The 23,882-nt window shown below is 38.2% G+C and carries 20 protein-coding genes; 16 read left to right on the top strand and 4 right to left on the bottom strand.

The genetic code is table 11. From position 1 onward, the window contains the following. Positions 1-57: 57 nt before the first annotated feature. From ACR1PO_RS17070 to ACR1PO_RS17090, 5 genes are all read left to right on the top strand, one after another. Positions 58-699 (top strand): cysteine hydrolase family protein, encoded by a 642-nt coding sequence (locus ACR1PO_RS17070; RefSeq protein ID WP_433987547.1) that lies wholly within the window; start codon positions 58-60, stop codon positions 697-699. 66 nt (positions 700-765) lie between these two features. Further along, positions 766-1,344 (top strand): Crp/Fnr family transcriptional regulator, encoded by a 579-nt coding sequence (locus ACR1PO_RS17075; protein ID WP_433987548.1) that lies wholly within the window; start codon positions 766-768, stop codon positions 1,342-1,344. Between the two features lie 402 nt (positions 1,345-1,746). Beyond that, positions 1,747-5,016, top strand: coding sequence for a cytochrome c biogenesis protein (locus ACR1PO_RS17080; protein WP_433987549.1), 3,270 nt, complete (start codon positions 1,747-1,749; stop codon positions 5,014-5,016). 295 nt (positions 5,017-5,311) lie between these two features. After that, entirely contained in the window at positions 5,312-6,178 is an 867-nt protein-coding gene (locus ACR1PO_RS17085; RefSeq protein WP_332387004.1) for an SPFH domain-containing protein, read from the top strand. An 83-nt stretch (positions 6,179-6,261) separates the two neighbouring features. Further along, positions 6,262-6,450, top strand: coding sequence for a type II toxin-antitoxin system antitoxin (locus ACR1PO_RS17090; protein WP_034694367.1), 189 nt, complete (start codon positions 6,262-6,264; stop codon positions 6,448-6,450). Between the two features lie 191 nt (positions 6,451-6,641). Here ACR1PO_RS17090 and ACR1PO_RS22450 read toward each other — a convergent pair whose 3' ends face one another. Further along, positions 6,642-6,791 carry an FAM210 family protein gene (locus ACR1PO_RS22450; RefSeq protein WP_002979804.1) on the bottom strand — a complete coding sequence of 50 codons (150 nt, stop codon included), beginning with the start codon at positions 6,789-6,791 and terminating at the stop codon, positions 6,642-6,644. 135 nt (positions 6,792-6,926) lie between these two features. Between ACR1PO_RS22450 and amaB the strand changes: the two genes are divergently transcribed. From amaB to ACR1PO_RS17130, 8 genes are all read left to right on the top strand, one after another. Next, positions 6,927-8,477, top strand: coding sequence for an L-piperidine-6-carboxylate dehydrogenase (gene amaB / locus ACR1PO_RS17095; protein ID WP_433987550.1), 1,551 nt, complete (start codon positions 6,927-6,929; stop codon positions 8,475-8,477). A gap of 112 nt (positions 8,478-8,589) precedes the next feature. After that, positions 8,590-9,915, top strand: coding sequence for an L-lysine 6-transaminase (lat, locus tag ACR1PO_RS17100; RefSeq protein WP_332387003.1), 1,326 nt, complete (start codon positions 8,590-8,592; stop codon positions 9,913-9,915). Between the two features lie 62 nt (positions 9,916-9,977). Beyond that, entirely contained in the window at positions 9,978-10,208 is a 231-nt protein-coding gene (locus ACR1PO_RS17105) for a DUF2007 domain-containing protein (RefSeq protein WP_002979801.1), read from the top strand. A 175-nt stretch (positions 10,209-10,383) separates the two neighbouring features. Then, on the top strand, positions 10,384-10,896 hold the full coding sequence (locus ACR1PO_RS17110) for a GNAT family N-acetyltransferase (protein ID WP_332387002.1): 513 nt from the start codon (positions 10,384-10,386) through the stop codon (positions 10,894-10,896). 116 nt (positions 10,897-11,012) lie between these two features. Beyond that, positions 11,013-11,468, top strand: a complete 456-nt coding sequence (locus tag ACR1PO_RS17115; RefSeq protein ID WP_034694378.1) for a hypothetical protein — start codon at positions 11,013-11,015, stop codon at positions 11,466-11,468. 1 nt (position 11,469) lies between these two features. Then, a complete protein-coding gene (locus ACR1PO_RS17120) occupies positions 11,470-12,657 on the top strand; it encodes an efflux RND transporter periplasmic adaptor subunit (protein WP_332387001.1) in 1,188 nt (395 codons plus the stop codon). Further along, positions 12,657-15,803, top strand: coding sequence for an efflux RND transporter permease subunit (locus tag ACR1PO_RS17125; protein ID WP_433987551.1), 3,147 nt, complete (start codon positions 12,657-12,659; stop codon positions 15,801-15,803). The genes ACR1PO_RS17120 and ACR1PO_RS17125 overlap by 1 nt, the downstream gene beginning before the upstream one ends. Positions 15,804-15,894: 91 nt before the next feature. Then, entirely contained in the window at positions 15,895-17,310 is a 1,416-nt protein-coding gene (locus ACR1PO_RS17130) for a TolC family protein (protein ID WP_142722505.1), read from the top strand. 84 nt (positions 17,311-17,394) lie between these two features. Here the strand turns inward: ACR1PO_RS17130 and ACR1PO_RS17135 are convergent, their stop codons facing one another. After that, the gene (locus ACR1PO_RS17135; RefSeq protein ID WP_433987552.1) at positions 17,395-18,375 is read right to left on the bottom strand and encodes a BtrH N-terminal domain-containing protein; all 981 of its coding nucleotides are present in this window, start codon (positions 18,373-18,375) and stop codon (positions 17,395-17,397) included. Between the two features lie 165 nt (positions 18,376-18,540). Between ACR1PO_RS17135 and ACR1PO_RS17140 the strand changes: the two genes are divergently transcribed. Both ACR1PO_RS17140 and ACR1PO_RS17145 read left to right on the top strand, forming a co-directional pair. Further along, the gene (locus tag ACR1PO_RS17140) at positions 18,541-19,029 is read left to right on the top strand and encodes a GNAT family N-acetyltransferase (protein WP_332386999.1); all 489 of its coding nucleotides are present in this window, start codon (positions 18,541-18,543) and stop codon (positions 19,027-19,029) included. A gap of 2 nt (positions 19,030-19,031) precedes the next feature. Continuing rightward, positions 19,032-19,511, top strand: a complete 480-nt coding sequence (locus ACR1PO_RS17145; RefSeq protein WP_332386998.1) for a MarR family winged helix-turn-helix transcriptional regulator — start codon at positions 19,032-19,034, stop codon at positions 19,509-19,511. An 8-nt stretch (positions 19,512-19,519) separates the two neighbouring features. Here ACR1PO_RS17145 and ACR1PO_RS17150 read toward each other — a convergent pair whose 3' ends face one another. Beyond that, on the bottom strand, positions 19,520-20,149 hold the full coding sequence (locus ACR1PO_RS17150) for a hypothetical protein (protein WP_332386997.1): 630 nt from the start codon (positions 20,147-20,149) through the stop codon (positions 19,520-19,522). A 179-nt stretch (positions 20,150-20,328) separates the two neighbouring features. On the opposite strand from ACR1PO_RS17150, the gene ACR1PO_RS17155 reads away from it, so the two are divergent. Then, a complete protein-coding gene (locus ACR1PO_RS17155) occupies positions 20,329-20,901 on the top strand; it encodes a YdeI/OmpD-associated family protein (protein ID WP_433987553.1) in 573 nt (190 codons plus the stop codon). A gap of 75 nt (positions 20,902-20,976) precedes the next feature. On the opposite strand, the gene ACR1PO_RS17160 is transcribed toward ACR1PO_RS17155, so the two are convergent. Next, positions 20,977-23,586 carry a TonB-dependent receptor gene (locus tag ACR1PO_RS17160; protein WP_433987554.1) on the bottom strand — a complete coding sequence of 870 codons (2,610 nt, stop codon included), beginning with the start codon at positions 23,584-23,586 and terminating at the stop codon, positions 20,977-20,979. Between the last annotated feature and the right edge of the window lie 296 nt (positions 23,587-23,882).

Below are 23,882 nucleotides of genomic sequence, written 5' to 3' on the forward strand. Positions count from 1 at the left end.
ACTAGTTCAAAGGCCGGCAGCTGAAGCCTGAGTAATTTTGTCTCATAAGATGTATACATGAAAAACAGATTCAAAACGATTCTGACCTCAGGTCTGATATTGATTTCAATGATTACAATGAACGCACAAAAACAAAAAATGGAAAACACGGCACTATTAATTATCGATGTACAGAATGATTATTTTCCGGGTGGAAAAATGGCCCTGGATAAGTCTGAACAGGCTGCAGAAAATATCCGGAAAATATTAGACTATTTCAGGGAAAATAACCTTCCTGTTATTCACATCCGGCATATTTCCACTAACGAAGGGGCTGCTTTTTTTCTCCCGGATACAGATGGGGCTAAAATCAATAATTGGGTTTTACCGCAGGAGAATGAAAAAATAATTACCAAACATTTTCCCAACAGTTTCAGGGAAACTGAACTTATGAACTACCTTCAGTCAAAGAAAATTAAAAATCTTGTAATTACAGGAATGATGACGGACGTATGTGTGGATGCCACCACCAGAGCTGCCTTTGATTTAGGATTTGGCAATACGGTTATCGGTGATGCTACAGCAACCCGAAACCGTGAACTGAATGGTGAAGTGATAAACGCAGCAGAGGTTCAAAAATCTTTTTTAGCCGGAATTTCAGCTCTTGGAAATCTCTATGCCCATATAATCAATACCAATGATTTCTTAAAAGGAAAATAACTTAACTTAACGTAGATTTATAAAGGTGTCAATAATTTTGATACCTTTATTTTGTTTAATAATTCTATGTCCGATTTACTTTTTAGAAATATCAGTCAATACATCAATCTTTCAGAAGAGGATTTCCAGCAGTTTGTAAAACCTTTTGAACTTAAAACGTTTAAAAAGAAAGAAGTTGTTCTCCAAGAAGGTGATTACTGTCTTTTTGAAGGTTTTGTACTGAGTGGCTGCTTTAAAATCTATTATCTTAACGAAAAAGGTTTTGAGCAAACCTTATATTTTGCTGTTGAAGGCTGGTGGATTACAGATATAGACAGTCTTATCAATAATGTTCCCAGTATTCTGAATATTGAAACTCTTGAAGACAGTGAAGTGCTTATGATTTCTAAAAAAGAGAAAGAAAATCTGTACGAAACAATGCCAGAGATAGAAAAGCTTTTCAGGATTATGAATCAGAAATCTTCGGTAGCGCTGCAGAGGAGAATTCTTTCCTTAACAGGTAAAACGGCTGATAAAAGATATCTCGAATTTCTTGAAAAGTATCCGGGACTGGAACAGAGAATTACCCAGCAGCAGGTTGCTTCCTATCTGGGAATTACCCATGAATTTTTAAGCAAAATAAGAAAGAAAATTTCAAGCCAATGAATTGAATATGAATATTTTTTATTTTTGAAATAACACCTTTCCTCGCTTTTTATACTTTGCTCCCAATCCTGTATTGAATATCGGGATATTCACTTGGGAATATCACTGAAAACATCCGTTATATACCATGAATGCACAAATCAATAAAGAATTGTTAACGCATTTTTTTTCAGAGGTTTTAAAAATAAGAGATAAATTTTAAATAGAATGCTTCGATTACCCGGATAGGTAATATGAATCTGAATTATGAGGTTTTTAAAAATTGAATTTTCCTTAATGTTTTCAGGCTTATTAAGAATGTTTCAAAATAAGCAAAACAGGGATCAAAGTGACAAAAAACAGCTTTTTTTAAGCTCTTTGTGGTTTATCATGCTTATTTTTGCATGTCAAGTACAATAAATCATGAAGAAGCTCCAAGATATTCTTATCTCAACCAGGACAATGGCTGTATTGTTGCTGGTGTACGCATTTGCGATGGCTTATGCAACGTTCTTAGAAAACGACTACGGAACTCCTACAGCAAAAGCATTAATTTATGAGGCCAAATGGTTCGAACTGATCATGGTCCTGCTTATTCTTAACTTCATAGGAAATATCGGAAGATACAGACTTTGGAAAAAGGATAAATGGCCGGTTCTTGTTTTCCACCTTGCCTTTGTTTTCATTTTTATCGGAGGTGCTATCACAAGATACATCAGTTTTGAAGGGACTATGCACATCAGAGAAGGTGAAACGTCCAACGAAATTGTAACGGATAAAAATTTCTTTAAAATCCAGATTGAGGAAAAAGGAGATGTTCTTAACTATCAGGACGTTCCTTATCTGATGTCGCCGTTACACAAAGATTTCCAGGCAACTTATGACTTCCACGGAAAAGAAGTGAAAGTATTTGCAAAGGAATACATTCAGAGAAAAAAAGACAGCCTTGTTGCGGAACCAAACGGTACAGAGTATCTTCATCTTGTTTCTACCGGAAATACAGGAAGACAGAATATTTACATCAAACCCGGTGAAACAAAATCGATCAACGGAACTTTGGTGACTTTCAACAGAGCGATTGACGGCGCTGTTGAATTCAAAAATGAAGGCGGAAAATTATTCATCAAAACTCCTGTAGATGCGAGCTATATGACTATGGCTACCCAGGCAACGGGAACTACTGTAAAAGATGAATTCCAGCCGCTGGCATTAAGAAGTTTATATACCATCAACGAACTGAAGCTAGTAGTTCCTGAAGGTCTTAAAAAAGGAAGGCTGATGGCCATTGAAGGTGACAGAAAAAAAGATGCAAACGTACCGGATATGCTTCAGGTTGAGCTTCAGGGACCAAAAACAAAGCAGCTGGTAGATCTTTCTGTTGAAAAAGGAAACCCGAATGCTTACAAGCAGGTTACGATGGATGGATTAAACATTATGGTAGGTTTCGGACCTAAAATATACAACACCCCTTTCGCCTTGAAACTGGATGACTTCGTAATGGAAACTTACCCGGGAAGTTCGTCTCCAAGTGCTTACGAAAGTCATGTGAAAATCATTGATGAAGGTAAAGAAACTCCTTATAAAATCTATATGAACCACGTTCTTAACCATAAAGGATACCGTTTCTTCCAGTCAAGCTTTGACCCGGACAGAATGGGGACAGTTCTTTCTGTAAACCACGATTACTGGGGAACTTTGATTTCTTATATCGGATACGGACTTTTATTCTTAGGGATGTTTGTCATCTTCTTCTGGAAAGGAACCCACTTCTGGAAATTAAATAAAATGCTTGCTGATGTTAATAAAAAGAAAGCAGCCGGTATGCTTTTATTGTTCTTAAGTTTAGGCTTACATGCACAGAAAATTGAAACTCACGGAACAACTGATGGAAGCAGAGAGCACATCCATGTAGAAGGTGATAACCACACTCATGCTCCGGCTCCGTCTGCCCAGCCGCTTGATGGTGCTGCTCCAAAACAGAATTCACTGGCAACTCCAATGGGGAAAATGAGAATGATTTCTCCGGATGAGATCATTGCAAGGAATAAAATCAGTAAAGAACATGCTGATAAATTCGGATATCTTTTGGTACAGAATTATGAAGGAAGAATTGTTCCGATCAATACTGAAGCACTGGATATTTTAAGAAAATTATACAAAAAAGATGAATTCAAAGGAACAGATGGTAAGTATCTTACTGCCAATCAGTGGTTCCTTTCTATCAATACAGACACCCCAAGCTGGACAATGGTTCCGATTATTAAAGTAGGAACTAAAGGAGGAGATGAGCTGAAGAATAAAACAAAAGCTGATGAAGACGGATATACATCACTGATGAACCTTTTCCCAGCGGATGCCAACGGTAACCTTACCTATATTCTGGAGCACGACTACAATACGGCATTCCGTAAGAAACCGGCTGAACAAACGAATTATGATAAAGAAGTTATTGCTGTAAACGAAAGGGTACAGATTTTCAATGAGTTCTTCAGTGGTCAGTTTATGAGAATTGTTCCTGTGAAAAATGATGCGAATCATACATGGCACTCATGGCTGGATCAGAAATTCGAACCGGATATGGAATCTCAGCAGCTAATGGGGCCTTACTTCGCAGAAGCCCTTACTGCTCAAAAAACCGGAGACTGGAGCAAAGCAGATGCTGAATTGGCAAAGCTTTCAGAATATCAGCAGAAATGGGGTAAAGCAGTAGTTCCTGCAAAATCCAAGGTCGATCTTGAAGTATTCATGAATAAAGTAGATATTAACTTTAAATTGTTGATTTTCTACACGCTTATCGGAGGACTTCTTCTGATCTTAGGTTTTGTTGAATTATTCAAACCAAATAAAGTATTAAACAAGGTCATTAAAGTAATCATTGCAATTGGTTTAATCGGGTATCTGTGCCATTTCTTAGGACTTGTTGCAAGATGGTATATCTCAGGACATGCTCCATGGAGTAACGGGTATGAAGCAATTATCTTTATCTCATGGGTTGGGATTACGGCAGGTCTGATCCTGTACAGAAATGCCAATGCTTTGATCCCGGCAGCCGGGTTCATGGTAGCGGTTATCATGATGGGATTTGCACACGGAGGTTCAGCGCTTGATCCGCAGATTACACCACTGGTTCCTGTTTTAAAATCTTACTGGCTGATTGTGCACGTAGCGATTATTACCTCCAGTTACGGATTCTTTGCACTGTCGATGATTATTGCTGTCATCTCTTTGGTATTTTATATTATCTCTAATAAAGAAACGTATAAGATCCACCATGATACAACACTGAAAGAATTGGTCATTGTTTCTGAAATGTCATTAACCATCGGATTGTTTGCATTAACGGTAGGTAACTTTTTGGGAGGAATCTGGGCAAACGAATCATGGGGAAGATACTGGAGCTGGGACCCGAAAGAAACCTGGGCTTTTATTTCCATCATGGTATACGCATTTGTACTGCACATGAGATTGGTACCGGGATTAAGAAGCAGATGGGCATTCCACGTAGCAACGATGTTTGCATTCTGCTCAATGGTAATGACATATTTCGGAGTAAATTATTACCTGAGCGGACTTCACTCATACGCAGCAGGGGATCCGGTACCGGTGCCGGCATGGGTATATATCGGAATCTCAACAATGATCATTTTATCAGCTGTTTCTTATTGGAAGTTTAAAACTTTAACGAAGAAATAAAAATCTGAATATAAAATTAAAATCCCGGAATTCATGTTCCGGGATTTTTTTTTCCTGTTCATTCAGCAAAATAAGGTAAGATCCTTAGCTAAATGAAGTGCCTTTGCCAACTAAAAATAAAACACATTATAAAAACAAATTAACTTCGCAAACTTTGCGTTAGCTAAAATACCCAAAACCTAAAACCCCAAACCCGCACCCACACCCTCATTAAAAAAACAAAATTTTTCATTCATAATTCAAATTTGATTACTATCTTTATGATATCAAAATAATATCAAAATAAAATTATATCATGGAAAAAACATTAAAACCCATGTCGGGCTATCTTACATTGGTTATCTGCCTGGCCTTGTTTGTTGCAGCAGTCTATTTCTTTGTTACCGGAGTAGATCAAAGTATAGCCTATGTTGTTATCTCGATGCTTTGCTTTCTTCTGTCATGCTTTTTCTTAAAAGGCTTAATGATTATTCAGCCTAACCATTCGAGAGTATTGAACTTCTTTGGAAAATATGTCGGAAGTGTAAAAGAGAACGGATTATTCTTTATCAATCCATTGTATTCATCGCAGAAAATTTCTTTACGTTCCGAAAATTTACAGGGGCAGACATTGAAAGTAAATGATAAAATGGGGAACCCTATTGAAATTGCTGTGGTTATCGTATGGAAAGTTGGGGATACTTACAAAGCTGCTTTTGATGTAGAACGCTATTCTGATTTCGTAAGAATGCAGAGTGAAGCAGCAGTAAGACATTTGGCGATGAGCTTTCCTTATGACAATTTAGAAGATGATCATGCTCCGATTACCTTAAGGGAAGGAGGGGATAAAATCAATTCTATTTTGGAGCAGGAACTTACGGACCGTCTTTCAAAGGCTGGTATTGTGATTCAGGAAGCGAGGATTTCACATCTGGCCTATGCTTCAGAGATTGCCGGAGCAATGCTTCAGAGACAGCAGGCTACGGCGATAGTTGCGGCAAGAACCAAAATTGTAGAAGGTGCAGTAGGAATGGTAGACCTTGCATTGAAAAAACTTTCCGAAGAAAATATCGTTGATCTTGATGATGAAAGAAAAGCGGCAATGGTAAGCAATTTAATGGTTGTTCTTTGTGGTGAAAAAGCAGCAACTCCTATATTAAATGCTGGAACACTTTATAATTAAGAAGTGAAATTTAACAGTTAAATTTTAGTGCAGAAGTTTTCTCCACTGAAATAGTCAGAAATAATGCTAGAGAAATAGAAAAAATGAAATCAGAAAAAGCTCAGAACTCTTCGGAAAGCAAAGGCAAAAAATCCTTTGTAATAAGGATAGATGAGTCTACTTATAAACTCCTTGAAAAGTGGGCCAATGATGAATTCAGAAGTGTAAACGGACAGATAGAATACCTGCTGCATCAGAGCCTGGTCAATGCAGGAAGGAAGAAGAAAGAGTAAATGAAAAAGAAAAGAATTGAAGAGGAAGAATAATCTTTTTGGGGAATATTTTGATAAAATCTATGACATCTTCTTTTTTTTAAATTACAGAAAACATAAAAAAGACCTCTTTTTTTAGCTTTTCAATAAAGAAATAACAATTCAATTAGCCTTATACCAAAAAAGAAAGCAGAGAAATTTTCTCTGCTTTTTTATTGTATACAACTCTGGAGACTATCTGCTCCTACGTAGAATATGACCAGCCAAATCAAGCCTTTAATGGTAAAGAAAGCTAATCCAGCCCATCCCACACGCTTGAACCACTTTTTAAGCTTTGAGTTATTTTCTTGTGAATTTTCCATTGGTGATTATCAAAATGATTACCCTGCAAAGATAAGCATGATTATAATTAGTCCAAATAAAAAGCCTGTTAAAAATTAAAGTTTTGAGGTTCACATAATATTTTTATCTTTAGAGAGAACGAAAAGTAAGATTTTATGTCAAAAAAAGTAAAGGATTTCGGAATTGAAAAAACACTTAGAAATCTTGGAATTAAAGAAGAGAACAAAGGGACTTCAGTGGGCGGGAAGTATTTCGCTTCAGGAAAGGTGATAGAAAGCATTTCTCCTGTAGACGGAAAACTGATTGCTAAAGTAAAAACTTCCGGAGAAAGTGATTATGACAAAGTAATTGAAACTGCTCAAAAGGCATTTCAGGAATTCAGGCTGATCCCGGCTCCCAAAAGAGGTGAGATCGTAAGGCAGCTGGGCTTAAAATTAAGAGAATATAAAGATGACCTTGGTAAACTTGTTTCTTATGAAATGGGTAAATCACTGCAGGAAGGTCTTGGTGAAGTTCAGGAAATGATTGATATCTGTGATTTTGCCGTAGGACTTTCAAGACAGCTTCAGGGATATACGATGCACTCTGAAAGACCAGGACACAGAATGTATGAGCAATACCACCCGCTGGGAGTAGTAGGAATTATTACAGCATTCAACTTTCCGGTAGCTGTATGGTCATGGAATACAGCGCTGGCATGGATCTGTGGTAATGTTACCATCTGGAAGCCATCTGAAAAAACACCGCTTTGTGCTATTGCATGTCAGAATATTATGACTGAAGTTTTGAAGGAAAATAACCTTCCTGAAGGAATTTCAAGTGTATTGGTATCAGATCACGAAATCGGACAGAAATTAGTAGACGATAAAAGAGTAGCACTCGTATCTTTCACAGGATCTACAAGAGTTGGAAGAATGGTTTCTTCTAAAGTAGCAGAAAGATTCGGGAAGTCTATCCTTGAATTGGGTGGAAACAATGCTATCATTATTACAAAAGAAGCAGATATCGATATGTCGATCATCGGAGCGGTTTTCGGAGCGGTAGGAACTGCAGGACAGAGATGTACTTCAACAAGAAGGCTGATAATCCACGAAAGTGTATATGATGAAGTGAAAACAAGACTGGCGAAAGCTTACGGTCAGTTGAAAATCGGAAATCCTTTGGATGAAACCAACCATGTAGGTCCGCTGATCGATACTGATGCAGTGAATCAATATGAAGCAGCCATCAAGAAATGTAAAAAAGAAGGTGGAAAATTCGTTGTAGAAGGTGGAGTATTGTCTGGAAAAGATTACGAATCCGGCTGCTATGTGAAGCCGTGTGTTGCGGAAGTGAAAAATTCTTATGAGATTGTTCAGCACGAAACTTTTGCACCAATCCTGTATCTTATCAAGTATAAAACACTGGAAGAAGCGATCGCTATTCAAAATGATGTTCCTCAGGGATTATCTTCTGCGATCATGACCCAGAATCTGAGAGAGGCGGAATTATTCCTTTCCCACGCAGGTTCAGACTGTGGTATTGCCAATGTTAATATCGGAACATCAGGTGCTGAAATCGGTGGTGCTTTTGGTGGAGAAAAAGAAACAGGTGGAGGAAGAGAATCTGGATCTGATGCCTGGAAATACTACATGAGAAGACAAACTAATACTATAAATTACACTACGCAACTTCCTTTGGCACAAGGAATTAAATTTGATTTATAAAAGCATTGCTTTAAAGTAATTAAAAACAAAAAAATTAATAACCTGAATGATTAAATGCTTCATTCCCTGGATCATTTAATCATTCACTTATTAAATCACACTACAATTTATTATGGAACAAACATTAGATATAAAAGTAAATAAAGTAAAAGAAACAGTAGGAAGACATGTACTGGCTGACGGTTTCGATTTTGTGATGGATATTGAAAAATCACACGGTTCATGGCTTTACGATAAGCTTACAGACAGAGAATACCTGGATATGTTTTCTATGTTTGCATCAGCATCTATCGGATATAACCATCCTTATCTTGTGGAAAGATCAGAATGGCTGGGAAGAATGGCGGTGAACAAACCTACTTTGGCTGACGTTTATTCAGAAGAATATGCCCATTTCCTTGAAGTATTTGAGAGAGTGGTAATTCCTGAAGAATTACAGTATGCTTTCTTTATCGAAGGCGGAACGTTAGGCGTTGAAAATGCTATGAAGGCATGCTTCGACTGGAAAACCCGCAAAAACTTCGAAAAAGGACTTGATACTGAAGCAGGAATCTGTATCCACTTCAAACAGGCTTTCCATGGAAGAAGCGGCTATACTTTAAGCTTAACAAACACTGCTGACCCAAGAAAATATCAGTATTTCCCGATGTTCAACTGGCCGAGAATTTTAAATCCGAAATTAAAGTTCCCGATTACAGAAGAGAACCTTGAAGAAACCATCAAAAACGAAAACCTTGCTTTGCTTCAGATTGAAGAGGCTATCCTGATGCACCCTGATAAAGTGGCTTGTATCATCATAGAGCCTATTCAGGCAGAAGGAGGTGACAATCATTTCAGAGATGAATTCTTATTGGGGTTAAGAAGAATCTGTGATGATAACGAAATCTTACTTATTTTTGATGAAGTTCAGACGGGGATCGCTATTACAGGAAAAATGTGGGCATTCCAGCATTTTACGGCAAAACCGGATATTATTTCTTTCGGGAAAAAAGCTCAGGTTTGTGGTGTGCTGGCCAACAAAGAAAAGTTTGACCAGGTTCCGAACAATGTTTTCAGAGAAAGTTCCAGAATCAACTCTACATTCGGAGGAAATTTTATTGATATGCTTCGTTTCCAGCTTGTTATGGAAGTTATCGAAAAAGAAAACCTTGTGGAGAATGCAAGAATAGTTGGAGACTTTTTATTGGAAAGTTTAAAAGCTCTTGCTGAAAAGTATCCTGAGAAAATTTCAAATGCAAGAGGAAGAGGACTGATGTGTGCGATCGATCTTCCAACTGCAGAACAGAGAAACCACCTGATGAACGAGCTTTTCAAAGATGGGTTGATCATTCTTCCTTGTGGAGATCAGTCTCTTCGTTTCAGACCTCACCTGAATGTTACGAAAGAAGAAATACAGCTTGCTTTAGATAAAATTGAGAGCAATATTAATAAAATTTAAAACCTGGAATTTGTAATTTTAAAAAAAACGTTGTACATTTAGATACTCAAACATTTAGAAATATGGAAAGAAGTACGAGAGTATCAGTTTATGAAAGTGATAACCCTTCAGAAATTCAGTTGGTTAAATCTAAATTGGATGACGCACAGATTACAAACACGGTTGAAAATAACTATCTTACATTTACTACAACGCCTACAGCTACTTCGCTGAAAGTAATGGTAGATCTGGAAGATGAATCCAAAGCATTTGAAATTATTGATGCTTACCTTCAACAAAGTGAAAATCAATAAACAATTTCATAATTTTAAATTTTACTACTTCGAACCGAAAATTAATTTTAATTAGTTTTCGGTTTTTTGATTAATTATAAACCATTAAAAAATGAATTTCAAAGATTGAGCGAAAATCAGCAATTCTGATTTTAAATTCTTAAATCATTCAATTTTTTTAATCAACTTTTACAACATGAATCCAGAAATTAAACTAAGACAGGCGGAAATTGAAGACAGAAACATTATTTGGGAAATCATCCAGCAATCTATTGAAAGAAGAAGACAGGACGGAAGCACCCAATGGCAGAACGGATACCCTAATCTTGGAACGGTAGAAAGTGATATTGCCAAAGGATTCGGACATGTTTTGACAGTAAATGGAGAGATTGCAGTGTATGCAGCTCTGATTCTGAATGACGAACCGGCATACAGTACCATTGAAGGAGCATGGCTGAGTGATGGTGAATTTGTAGTTGTTCACAGGGTGGCAGTCGATGAAAAATTTGCAGGTAAGGGTATGGTGAAAAAGCTTTTTGACCATATCGAAGAATTTACAAAATCCCATGGAATTCAGAGTATTAAGGTTGATACGAACCATGATAATATCGCCATGCTGAAAATCCTTGAAGGCAGAGGATATTCTTATTGTGGAGAAGTTCTGTTAAGAGACGGCATGAGGAAAGCTTTTGAGAAGATTATAATTTAGGTAAAAAGTTAAATCAACTTTCATTGAATTTTTAAAACGCCGTGTATTTATAAACTCTATCAGGTTTGTTCGTTTGGTTCTGAACTAATTTCTACTTTTGTTCAAATTTTTATATTATGCACCAAAGTATAGAAATTGATGAAAAAATTTTTCAGGATGCCGTAAAATTCTACGGCACCGTGTTCAGCTTACCCCCTTTAGCATCAAAAATCTATTCCTACCTTCTTTTCGATTATGAGAAAGTAGGAATTACTTTTGACGAATTTGTTGAAGTGCTCTCCGCAAGCAAAAGCTCTGTTTCTACCAGTATTTCATTACTGCTCAATGCTCAGCTTATCGTAGACCACAACAAAATGGATGAGCGGAAACGGTATTTTTTCATCAATGATGAATACAAGAAAATACGATTCGAGAAAATTGTCCAGAAAATGCAGGACGAATTAAGGCTATTAGATGATTTAAACAATTTTAAAAAAAGTAAAGACGATGGATACAACGAAAGAATAGAAGTTTACAAAGCACTCTTAAATAAAAACATAGAAAATATTCAGGAATCTCTTAATAAACTATAAAATGAATAATAAGCTAGTTATACTTTCCATTGCAGCGCTTTCACTGACAGCCTGCAAAAAAGAAGCTCCGAAGCAGGATGGTGCCAAGCCGTATCCTGTTATCTCAGTGGAGTCAAAAAATATAGTAGGTTATCAGACGTTTCCGGCTACCATCCAGGGTAGGGTAAACAATGATGTACGTGCAAAAATACAGGGGTATATCACCCAGGTATTGGTAGATGAAGGGCAATATGTAACAAAAGGACAGCCATTGTTTCGCCTGGAAACCAATATCCTGAACGAAAATGCAGCGGCCTCCAAGGCAGGGATCGGTGCGGCAGCATCCAGTGTGGCAGCCGCTCAGGCAGCCGTAAATGCGGCTCAGGTTGAAGTAAACAAACTAAAACCACTGGTTCAGAAAAATATTATCAGCAATGTACAGTTACAAACTGCCCAGGCTCAACTGGCTCAGGCGCAGGCCCAGCTTCAGCAGGCCAATGCAGCCAAAAGACAGGCTGAAGCCAATTATAAAGGAGTGGAAGCCAATATCGAATATTCTATCATCCGTGCGCCTATTTCAGGGGTAATCGGCAAGCTTCCGCTGAAAGTGGGAAGTTTGGTAGGACCGTCTGATCAGACTCCTCTTACAACGATTTCTGATACGTCTGAGATCTATGCTTACTTTGCAATGAATGAAAAAGAATATTTTGATTTCCTTGAAAAGTCTCCGGGAGCATCCATGCCTGAGAAAATCAAAAACTTACCAATGGTTGAGCTTCAGCTGGCTAATGGAAGCCTTTATCCTGAAAAAGGGAGAATTGAAGCCATTACCGGTCAGATTGATCCTACAACCGGGACTATTCAGTTCAGAGTTGCTTTCTCGAATGCCCAGAAATTATTAAGTAATGGTAACAGTGGAACCATCAGATTCCCTCAGCATTATGATAATGTTCTTGTAGTTCCTGAAAGTGCTACTTATGAACAGCAGGGTATTGTATATGTATACAAAATAGATAAAGGAGATACTGCCAGAAACGTTGTTGTCAATGTTATTGACAGAATCGACAATATGGCTCTGATCAAATCAGGAGTTAATAAAGGTGAAAAAGTTATTGCAGCCGGTATCGGAGGTTTGAAACCGGGAACAGCTGTGAAGCCGCAACCCATCAAAATGGATAGTCTTGTTCAATCAATAAAACCGAAATTCTAATGATAAAAAACTTTATTAACAGACCGGTTTTATCTACCGTAATCTCAATTTTGATTGTGATTCTCGGTGTGTTGGGACTGATCTCGTTACCGGTTACACAGTACCCGGATATTGCACCGCCCACGGTAAGTGTTTCCGCAAACTATACGGGAGCCAATGCTGAAACGGTAATGAAAAGTGTAGTAGTACCTTTGGAAGAACAGATCAACGGGGTGGAAGGTATGGATTATATTACTTCCAGTGCCGGAAATGACGGTTCTGCGCAGATCCAGGTTTTCTTCAAACAGGGAATAGATCCGGATATTGCAGCGGTAAACGTACAGAACCGTGTGACCAGAGCAACCCCTTTGTTACCTGCCGAAGTAACTCGTTCTGGAGTGGTAACCCAGAAACAGCAGACCAGTGCCCTGATGTATATGTCTTTCTATTCTGAAAATAAAGATCTGGATGATGTATACCTTCAGAACTTTTTGAATATCAATATTATTCCTAACCTGAAAAGGGTAAATGGTGTTGGGGATGCGAACGTTTTCGGGGGTAAAAACTACTCGATGAGAATCTGGCTGGATCCTGCAAAAATGGCTGCTTACAGTGTAACACCTACTGATGTTACCAATGCCATCAACGAGCAGAGTAGAGAAGCAGCGGCAGGTTCTATCGGACAGAACAGTGGAAGCTCTTTTGAATATATCATCAAATACGTAGGTAAATTCAACGATAAGGAACAGTACGATAATATCATCATCAAATCTCTTGCAAACGGACAAAATCTGATGCTGAAAGACGTTGCTAAAGTAGAGCTGGCAGGACAGTCTTATACAGGAATCGGGGAGAACGGAAACAACCCTTCTATCAGTATGGGGATCTTCCAGACTCCGGGATCCAATGCGCAGGAAATTATTAAAAATATCAAAGCCTATCTAAAATCAGCCGAAGGAACTTTCCCGGAGGGAATCAAATATACTTTCAACTTTGATACCAATGAGTTCCTGGAAGCTTCTATTGACAAGGTGGTACACACACTTATTGAAGCCTTCATACTGGTATTTATTGTAGTATATATTTTCCTTCAGGACTTCAGATCAACATTGATCCCGGCCATTGCAGTTCCGGTATCTATTGTGGGAGCATTTTTCTTCCTGAATTTATTCGGATATTCATTAAACCTCTTAACCTTGTTTGCCTTGGTACTTGCCATTGGTATTGTGGTGGATGATGCCATCGTCGTCGTCGAGGCGGTTCATGCGAAGATGGAGCACGGTATTTCTGATGCTAAGAAAGCTACAGTAGAGGCGATGGATGAAATTACAGGGGCTATTATTTCGATTACTTTGGTAATGGCAGCCGTATTTATTCCGGTAACATTCATTACTGGACCTACAGGGGTATTTTACCAGCAGTTTGGTATTACACTGATTATAGCCATCATCATTTCTGCGATTAACGCATTAACTTTGAGTCCGGTTTTATGTTCATTATTCCTGAAACCTCACGAAGCACATCATGCAGAATATAAAAATCTAAACCTGCTACAGAAGTTTTTCTATAAGTTTAATATTGCTTTTAAAACAACTACTGAACGTTACGGAAGAGGATTTGTATTCCTGTTAAGACATAAATGGGTAACCCTGATTATTTTTGCTGTTACCGGAGGAATTCTATTCTGGGCGAGCAGTAGCATGAAGAAAGGGTTTGTACCTACGGAAGACAGAGGGATTATCTTTACAGATGTTCAGCTTCCTCCGGGGGCTTCTATGGAAAGAACCTACAATGCATTGAAAACGCTTCAGGCTAAGGCATTGAAAGTTCCGGGCGTACAGAACGTAACGATTTCAACAGGTAGAGGATTCTTGTCCGGAAACGGAAGTAACAACGGTCTTGCCTTTGTGAAACTGAAACCATTCGAAGAAAGAAAAAAAGACGGACAGACTTCTGAAGATATCACCAAGAAATTATTCGGAATTATAGGATCTGTTCCTGATGCCAAAGTGGTATTCTTCCAGCCGCCAAGTGTACCTGGATTCGGTAACAGTGCAGGATTTGAAATGGTATTGCTTGATAAATCAGGGGGAGAATATGCTGATCTGGATGCTAAAACCAATGAATTCATCGGTAAGCTGATGCAGAGACCGGAAATTCAGTTTGCACAGACCTCATTCAATACGAAATATCCTCAGTATCAGATGGAAATTAATGTTCCGCTGAGCAAGCAGCTTGGGGTTTCTGTCAATGATATTCTGGCTACGATGCAGGGATATATCGGGGGGATTTATACGGCCGACTTTACCAAGTATGGAAAGCAGTTCAGGGTAATGGTTCAGGCTCTTCCTGAAAACAGAAAGAATATTGATAATCTGAATCAGCTCTATGTAAGAACAGGATCAGGGATCATGACTCCGATTTCACAATTTGTGACATTGACAAAAGCATACGGGCCACAATCTGTAAGCCGTTATAACTTGTTTACTTCAGTGAAGGTAACGGGAGCGAACTCTGACGGATACAGTTCCGGGGATGCAATTGCCGCTGTACAGCAGGTAGCGGATGAAACCCTGAATCAAAACTATGCGGTAGAATTTACCGGGTTAACGAGAGAAGAATTAAATTCAGGATCTCAAACGCTTTTGATTTTCGGATTAAGCTTAATCTTCGTTTACTTTATCCTTTCTGCGCAGTATGAAAGTTATATCCTTCCGCTGATCGTTATTATTTCCCTTCCTCTTGGGGTAATGGGAGCTTACTTCGGCCAGAAGATTATGGGACTGGAAAATAACATCTACTTCCAGATTGCCCTGATCATGCTTGTGGGACTGCTGGCGAAGAACGCAATCCTTATTGTTGAATTCGCTGTCCAGAGAAGGCATCATGGAGAGACTATTGTGATGTCAGCCATCAATGCAGCGAAAGCCAGGGTGAGACCTATTCTAATGACATCATTTGCCTTTATTTTCGGTTTATTGCCGTTGGTTCTGGCAAGTGGAATCGGAGCAGTAGGTAACAGATCTATCGCCACGGGTGCGGCAATCGGACTATTGATAGGAACCGTTTTGGGATTATTCGTAATTCCGGTTCTGTATGTGATTTTTGAAACACTGCAGGAAAAAATTAAACCTATCAAAAAAGAAGATATCAGTTTAGCAGAATAAAATTAAGGTTTAAGAAATTAGAAGTCAGAAATTAGATATAAGTCTAAAAACTAACTTCTAACTTCTAAACTCTAACTTCTAATTAAAAACAATGAAGAGTTTATTAAACATCATAAAAGGGATCACTTTTTCAGTTTTCATACTCGGAGCCATTTCATCCTGTATGGCAAGAAAAGAATATGAAAGACCGAAGAACGTTGTGGATGAAAAGCTTTTTCGTACAGACATGCTTCCTTCGGACAGTACCAGTATTGCAGATATTTCATGGAAAGAAATATTCACTGATCCGATTTTACAGGGACACATTTCTAAGGCATTGGAAAACAATCTCGATATCAGAATTGCTTTGGAAAGTATTAATTCTGCGGAAGCGTATCTTAAACAGAGTAAAGCAGCATATCAACCGACACTTTCTATCGGGCCCAACTATACATTTCAGACCCAGTCTATCAATACCCAGTTCGGACAGATCATTGGAGAAAGACGGTATGTAAACCAGTTTGACATTACGGCAAGTATCGGTTGGGAAGCCGATATCTGGGGCAAATTAAAGGCACAGGAAAAAGCACAGCTTGCCACTTATTTAGGAACTGTTGCAGCTCATAAAGCCGTTAAAAGCAGTTTGGTGTCTTCCATTGCTTCTGCGTATTACCAGTTGCTGACTTTTGATGCCCAGAAAAGAATTATTACGGAAACCATTGCGGTAAGAGAAAAAAATCTTGAAGCTACAAAGGCTTTAAAAACTTCCGGAACAGTTACTGAAGTTGCCGTACAGCAGAGTGAAGCGCTAGTTTTCAATGCCAAATCATTACTGATTGATATTGATACACAGATCCAGCTGCTGGAAAATACCATGAGTCTTTTGATGGGAGAACCTTCCCATTCTATTGAAAGATCTACATTGGAAGGACAGAAACTTCCGATCGATCTGAAACTGGGATATCCTACTCAGCTTCTGGCCAACCGTCCGGATGTGATGAGAGCAGAGTTTAACTTAATGAATGCTTTCCAACTGACGAATGCTGCCAAAGCCCAGTTTTATCCTACTTTAAAATTGACAGGAAGTGGTGGGTTGCAGTCTGTGGATATTGACCATTTATTCAGTGTAAATTCATTGTTTGCGAATGTTGTGGCGGGACTGGCACAGCCGATTTTAAATAAAAGACAGATCCAGACCAACTATGACGTAAGTCTTGCCAATCAGGAAACAGCTTATCTGAACTTCAGAAAAACCGTTCTGACAGCTGGAAAAGAAGTTTCTGATGCCATCAGGGTTTTTTCTGTACAGGATTCATTTATTGAATTGAAGCAAAAAGAACTGGATGCCTACAAAAAATCTGTTGACTATTCCCAGGAATTGGTTAATTATGGTATGGCCAACTATCTTGAAGTGTTGAATGCAAGTGTGAATTCATTGAATGCTGAGCTTAACATTTCCAATGCAAGATACAGTAAAATGAAAGCAGCTGTAGAGCTTTATCAGGCTTTGGGCGGCGGCTGGAAATAACCGTATTCAATATAACATTATAAAAACGTATGTCATTAATGGCATACGTTTTTTTATTATGGACTGAAGAGGTTTGTGGAGCATCTATAAAGTAGCTAATGTTTCCATAGCCTTTTTTTCTTTTCCTGATATTTCTTTTAAAATATCCGAAGCCTCCTGAATATATTCCATTTCCTTTGTCTGGCTTATCTTTTCAAACAGTTGAGATACAGCTGTCCAGAGTTCAGCAATTTCTGTGAATGCCTCATATCCTGTTTTTATCCCATCCAGTTGAAGCAGTTCACAACTTTCTTTCAAAAAATCACGGTACAAATTTCTGAACAAAGCTCCACCTGTTCCTGCTTTTTCCATAAGTAGGGCTGCCTGTTTAAATTCTCCTTCAATATCCTGACTTGTATTGAACCATTTAACAATTTCATTACTTGTCTTCAAAATGCCTTTGTATGATATATTCGTAATGGGTGGGTTCAGATATTCTGCCGCATTATTTTTAATTGCCGTTACTATTGCTTTTGCCAGATCAAATTTTTTACTTGTTTTCTGAATTGTGTAATACAGGTTTTTGGAAGACATAGGTCCCTTCTCCGCACGGGCCATTGCCAGACTTTTTAATGAAGTTTTCACCTGGCCGCCCTGTTGTCTGGTATCAATCAGGAACGCATTTTCATGATCATAACCGTAAATCGCAGCGTAATGCCCAGCAAAATGGAAAGGATTTGAAAAATATTCCAGATGGTAACAGTCCATTTTCAATCCCACTGTCTGTCCGTTATCAAGAAGCGCTTTTACCTGATCCCATGCCTTTGGTTGTGAAGAGGTTTCTTTAACCGTTAATTCGAGGTTTAGGTTCTTTGCTAAATTCTGAGTGAGCAGATCAGGTTTTATTCGTCCTCCGATGAAAGGGAAATCCATTGTTTTCATATTCCAATAGATAAAACCAAGACCTTCACCCAACCCGAAAAGCATTGGTTCAGAAAGTTCAATTCCGATTTGCTGCAGTAGGGTTCCTGTTGCAGTAGTTTCGCAGTGTTGTCCGTCAAAGGGCTTTAGATTTTCTATTTTCATTTTAAAGTGATGTTTTTGTAGGTATTAATTCGATCAGAAAATTACATAAATATCAACAGATAGAAATTAAGGGTTGCTGTTTTGTGTTAAATTTCTTTAAACCAGAAAAATAATTTGTAAATATGTATTTAACTACGTAGTTTTATACTTTAAAATACAAACACTATGAAATTAGAAATACAGCCCATAGGAAACTCTTATTCAGAACAGGCTATTGACCTGATTCTGACTATCCAGCAGAAAGAGTTTAATATTCCGATAACAATACAGGATCAGCCCGATTTACTACAGATTGAAAGTTTTTATACGGAAGCCGGAGGTAACTTCTGGGGCGCTTTTGTGAACGGAGAACTGGTAGGTTCCATTGCATTGGTTAAGTTTGACGAAAGGGCAGGAGCGATCAGGAAAATGTTTGTGAAAAAAGAATTCAGAGGTAAAGAGCTCAATATTGCCCAGGAATTACTGGAAATTTTAATTGCTTTCTGCCGTAGAAACGGAATTGATGATCTGTATTTGGGGACCATAACGGTACTGAAAGCAGCACAGCGTTTCTATGAAAGGAATCATTTTGTGAAGATTGAAAAAGGAAATTTACCTGTTAAATTTCCCCTGATGAGTGCTGATGATATTTTTTACCATTTACATATTGACTGAACATGAATGTAATTAACGAAGCAGGAATTCTTGCCATTTCCACAAGACTGCACCGCCTGAGTGAACAATTAAGAAAGGACGGTGCATTGATCTATAAAGCATTCGGAATCGATTTTGAATTGAAATGGTTTCCCGTTATTTTTACCATTTACAAAAAGGAAATAGCAGGTGTGGTAGAAATAGCCAATGAAATCGGATATACACACCCATCAACCATAACCCTGCTCAAAGAACTTGAAAAGCTGGAGTTGATACAATGGGAAAAAGATAAACAGGACGAAAGAAAAAGACTGTTTAAGCTCACTTCAAAAGGGAATGAGCTTATTGAAAAAATGAAACCGGTCTGGGAAATGATGTCCCTGGTTTTGGGAGATATCGCAGACAATAAAAATAATCTGCTGACTGCCATTGATGAAGCAGAAGAGAAAATTGCCAGCCAGTCTTTTTATCAGAGAGCGATGCAGGTGAAGAATGAGAAATAAGTAGATTTTTATTCTATTATAATATCAAGCGGATTTCTGACAGGTGTTATACTTTTTAAATATTCTTTATCATCTTCAGTTAATTCAGTTATACCAAGTGCAATATCTTCCCATATATTTCCGTCTTGATGCTTAAGTACAAATTCAATGGATTGAATTTTAGGCTTTTTATTAAGTCCCAATATTCTTAAATCTATTCTTTGTCCTTCCCTTAGTTCACCTTCCGCAATTTGGCCTATAAGGAAAAATTTTCTTCCTGTAACTTGAAAAGTATTGTTGAGCTGAAATTGAGCAGCCGTTAAATGATGCCAGCTATAGTCACAATATCTGCATTGCTTTGCATTTGGAGTACGGGCAAGTTTATGGCATTTAGGGCAGGTGTTGAGAAAAATTCTTTCAGGAGTTTCTGCCATTATCCGAGTTACAACATTTTGTTGAAAAGCTCCATATCCGTTCTCCAGTAGCTTAATGATTTCAGGATCAGTATTAATCCACCCTCGTTCAATCATTATATTCCTCAATTGAATACTATCAGAACTTTTGTAAGTATACATATGATGATCCAAAGCTAATTTTTCATTCTCTGTCATTAATATCCTGAAATACCTGATGACATAATCTATAGTTTCTTTATCCATATGTGATTAAAAAGCTGAAATGTTTTTACCTGTTTGCTTTGGCTAATTTATCATTTATTCTTTACAATAGGCTTACATTATGGGATGTCATAGTTAAAAACAGAAATTTTAATACTGACAAACTATTGTCACTAAAGTATTTTACCTTTACATCATAGTAAAACAAAACTACGGGGAAAATGGATGAGAAAAAAACGTTTCATGTCAATACAAGGGATAACTGGCGGCAATGGCTGGAAGAGAACCATCATATAGAAAAGTCTGTATGGCTCATCTGTAATACCAGAAAATCAGATTTATCCACTGTTTCCTGGAGTGAACTGGTAGATGAAGCGCTTTGTTTTGGCTGGATTGACAGTACAAGAAAAGCCATTGATGAAGGATCCTTTATGCAGTTATTCAGCAGGCGTAAGCCCGGCAGTACATGGTCTAAGATCAATAAAGAGAAGGTTCAGAAGCTGATAGAAAATAATCTGATGACAAAAGCAGGATTTGATACCATTAATACTGCAAAAGAAAATGGCTCCTGGAATATTTTGGACAGTGTGGAAGACCTGGTAATCCCGGAAGATCTGGAAGAAACTTTTAAAATGTATAAAGGTTCCAAAGCATATTTTCTGGGTCTGAGCAAATCTGCAAGAAAAATGCTGCTGCAATGGATTGTGCTTGCCAAAAGGCCTGAAACAAGGAGAAACCGTATTGATGAAATTGCCAGACAGGCCGCTCAGAATAAGAAACCTAATAACTTTTAAGTTTGTGATTAATATAAAAGCAGGCTGTTCCAAAAAGAACAGCCTGCTTAATTAATTCATTGAAATGGTATTGTATTAGAATCTCAAAGTGGCGGCAACAGACCAGGTTCTTCCGAAACCAAGGAATCCTGTATTACCGTCTGCAACACCCTGATACACTCTGCCAGCTTCCTGATACGTTTTTCCGGCATCCGGGCCATTGGCAATTTTATCTCCTGCAAAGATATTGGAGCTTAATTCAGAAATATAATATTTGTTGAATAAGTTGTATACGTTCGCTCTCAATGTTAAAGACTTTTTCGCATCAAGTGTGAATTTGTAAGAAGCACCTACATCAAATAAGTGATAGCTTGGTAATTTTACAATTCCTTTTTCTCTTGCGGCTTCCGTAAGGAAATTGATCGGGTTGAACTGTGCATAAAGCTTGTCATAATATTCCCAGTTGGCATCAATACTGAAAGCTTTGGTAATATTATAATCAGCTCCAATGCTGGCTGTTGTTTGAGCTGCGTCTCCAACCTTCAGGTCTTTAATATTGATCGTTCCTGTTGCTCCTGCTATTTCCTGGTTGTTCTGAACATCAAGAATATTAAAGTTGGCGTTTCCTTTGTACTTCCAGTTTCCTAATGATACCATTCCTCTCAGTCTGAGATTAGTGAAAGGTCTTGCTTTTGCTTCCAATTCGATTCCCTGGTGTAATTGCCCAACGTTCAATGCATTATAGAAATAAGCATTTCCAAGGGTTAGTTGAGAGAATTTGGCAACATCAGCAGCCGTTGCATTGAATGTTCTTGAAATAAATCTGTCATCCCACTGCGTTCTGTAAGCGTTGATGTTCACATCCACATAACGGGATTTGAAACCGTAACCTAACTCTACAGAGAAGATTCTTTCATTCTTCGCATCATTATAGATGTTCTGGTTTGATGGGAATAAAGCATTGAATAACGGCTGTCTTGAGATAACCCCTGTATTGAAAAATACATTGTGGTGATCGTCAATATTATAGTTGGCACCTCCTTTTACGATATAACCCGTTTTGTGATACCATTTTGTTTCCTGGTTCCCAGGAGTGTACAGCATATAATCTCTTCTCTTATAATATTGCTCAGAAACAGATCCCTGAACGGATGCACTCAGCTTTTCAGAGCTGTACTCAACCATTCCGTAAATACCTGCCCATTTTACCAGACCTTCATTGTGGATAGATACTTTCTGAGCATCTTTAAGTTTGGTGAGCGGTTCCGGCTTTACAGTTTGATTAATGTAGTATCCTTTTGGAGCATTGGCTGTAGTAGGAACAAATAAAGCATCTGATCCTAACATATCTGTTACAATGTCGTACAGTGCGCCTTTGTAGGTCTTAAGATCAATACCTCCGTTGAAAGTCCAGTTATTTTTTTTGTAATTAAGGTCAGCAATCACTCCATACCAGTCATGAGCATTGATACTCTGCTTTCTTACAATACCGCTGGTTCCGTTCAGAGTAGAAACATATTGTCCGTTGTAATCGCCGGGAGAACCTGCAGGTGCTGTAAAGGTAGATTTCTGAAAGGTATTTCCATTATAATCAGTTACCATACCACCTCTGTTGTAACGGTAAATCATATCCCAGTTGATCGTACCGTCTCCTCCTGCGCCATAATTCATGAAATTCATGGTTTGTCCTGCAGCGTTTTTGATAGAACCGTTAAGTCCGGTACCTCCGCCGCCGCGTCCCCATGAGCCGTAAACCACAGTAGATAATTTCAGGTTGTCATTCATTGTCCAGTCCCAGTTCAAAGAGGCGATAGGCTTATGGTAGAAGTTAGGAGCCAAATTGAATTGAGAACCGTTTAACATCCCTGTCTGAGGGTTGTATCTTCTTCCATAGGTTTCAAACTGCTGCAGTGTTGCTACGTTTGCTCCGGTGGCAGAAGATCTTCTTGTGTCGTGTACCTGTGGTGCTCCGGTTGCGATTAAATTGAAAGCATGTTTTTCATTAGGCTTAAACCCTGTTGAGAAAAACCATGAGTAACCTTCTCCTTTCGTTCCGTTGATGTATCCGTCACCTTGCCAGCGGGAAAGCAATACGGTTGTTCCCCATTTGTTTTTTAATCCTGAAGAGTACATTGCTGAAATTCTGGAGTAGTTATCATTACCAACCTCTCCTTTGATCATTGCTTTTTGCTCGGCATCGGTAGCTTTGGTTACAATATTGATCGTTCCTCCCACAGAAGGAACTACAAATTTAGACGCTCCCAAACCTCTCTGGATCTGAATATTGCTGGCAATATCTGCCAATCCTGTCCAGTTAGACCAATACACAGTACCTCCCTGCATGTCATTCACCGGCTGCCCGTTGATAATCACCGCAATGTTGGCACCATCAAAACCTCTCATGTTGATTCTGCTGTCTCCAAATCCTCCACCTACTTTAGTTACGTAAACGGATGGGGTAGACTTCATAATCTCAGGGAACTCTCTGTTTCCGAGTTTCTCCTGAATTTCTGCTGCCTTGATGTTGGAAACTGCAACAGGAGTTTTTCTCTCTTTGGCTGTTTGGGAAAGGTTTCTACCCACCAACATCACCTCATCAATAGATTTGGATTTTTCTAATGAATCCTTCGTACTCTGCCCGTAATACAAGGCCGCCGTAGGTAATACAAGCGCTATAATTAGACGCTTTTTAAAAATAATGCTCATGAAATAAACTAGCGTGTTTGATTTTAAGGCTGCAAAGATGGATAATTATTTTTTAATTAAGTATTAAATCTTAACGAAGTGATTTTATTCAGTTTTTGAAACCTGCTTTGTTGCTCACTTTTTTGAATGTGTTAATTATTTTACCTCTTTCGTTTACAATTGGTTATAAAATAAAATGATGAGAAAAGTGGCCTGCTTTTAACGGATAAAAATAATTATGCGGTTCTCCACATTTTAAATAAAACCAAATATTGTTAAAGAATATACTATAATAATAGCTAAGCAATAAAAGTCAT

It is taken from the genome of Chryseobacterium amylolyticum (assembly GCF_051011775.1).
Lineage (GTDB): Bacteria > Bacteroidota > Bacteroidia > Flavobacteriales > Weeksellaceae > Chryseobacterium.

Bases quoted from the DNA above. Each gene is read 5' to 3' on its own strand.
- ACR1PO_RS17140 (WP_332386999.1), top strand. From the start codon at position 18,541: ATGAAATTAGAAATACAGCCCATAGGAAACTCTTATTCAGAACAGGCT.
- ACR1PO_RS17090 (WP_034694367.1), top strand. From the start codon at position 6,262: ATGAAATCAGAAAAAGCTCAGAACTCTTCGGAAAGCAAAGGCAAAAAA.
- ACR1PO_RS17145 (WP_332386998.1), top strand. From the start codon at position 19,032: ATGAATGTAATTAACGAAGCAGGAATTCTTGCCATTTCCACAAGACTG.
- ACR1PO_RS17085 (WP_332387004.1), top strand. From the start codon at position 5,312: ATGGAAAAAACATTAAAACCCATGTCGGGCTATCTTACATTGGTTATC.
- amaB (WP_433987550.1), top strand. From the start codon at position 6,927: ATGTCAAAAAAAGTAAAGGATTTCGGAATTGAAAAAACACTTAGAAAT.
- ACR1PO_RS17080 (WP_433987549.1), top strand. From the start codon at position 1,747: ATGAAGAAGCTCCAAGATATTCTTATCTCAACCAGGACAATGGCTGTA.
- ACR1PO_RS17155 (WP_433987553.1), top strand. From the start codon at position 20,329: ATGGATGAGAAAAAAACGTTTCATGTCAATACAAGGGATAACTGGCGG.
- ACR1PO_RS17120 (WP_332387001.1), top strand. From the start codon at position 11,470: ATGAATAATAAGCTAGTTATACTTTCCATTGCAGCGCTTTCACTGACA.
- ACR1PO_RS17105 (WP_002979801.1), top strand. From the start codon at position 9,978: ATGGAAAGAAGTACGAGAGTATCAGTTTATGAAAGTGATAACCCTTCA.
- ACR1PO_RS17115 (WP_034694378.1), top strand. From the start codon at position 11,013: ATGCACCAAAGTATAGAAATTGATGAAAAAATTTTTCAGGATGCCGTA.
- ACR1PO_RS17130 (WP_142722505.1), top strand. From the start codon at position 15,895: ATGAAGAGTTTATTAAACATCATAAAAGGGATCACTTTTTCAGTTTTC.
- lat (WP_332387003.1), top strand. From the start codon at position 8,590: ATGGAACAAACATTAGATATAAAAGTAAATAAAGTAAAAGAAACAGTA.
- ACR1PO_RS17160 (WP_433987554.1), bottom strand. From the start codon at position 23,586: ATGAGCATTATTTTTAAAAAGCGTCTAATTATAGCGCTTGTATTACCT.
- ACR1PO_RS17075 (WP_433987548.1), top strand. From the start codon at position 766: ATGTCCGATTTACTTTTTAGAAATATCAGTCAATACATCAATCTTTCA.
- ACR1PO_RS17135 (WP_433987552.1), bottom strand. From the start codon at position 18,375: ATGAAAATAGAAAATCTAAAGCCCTTTGACGGACAACACTGCGAAACT.
- ACR1PO_RS17150 (WP_332386997.1), bottom strand. From the start codon at position 20,149: ATGGATAAAGAAACTATAGATTATGTCATCAGGTATTTCAGGATATTA.
- ACR1PO_RS22450 (WP_002979804.1), bottom strand. From the start codon at position 6,791: ATGGAAAATTCACAAGAAAATAACTCAAAGCTTAAAAAGTGGTTCAAG.
- ACR1PO_RS17110 (WP_332387002.1), top strand. From the start codon at position 10,384: ATGAATCCAGAAATTAAACTAAGACAGGCGGAAATTGAAGACAGAAAC.
- ACR1PO_RS17070 (WP_433987547.1), top strand. From the start codon at position 58: ATGAAAAACAGATTCAAAACGATTCTGACCTCAGGTCTGATATTGATT.
- ACR1PO_RS17125 (WP_433987551.1), top strand. From the start codon at position 12,657: ATGATAAAAAACTTTATTAACAGACCGGTTTTATCTACCGTAATCTCA.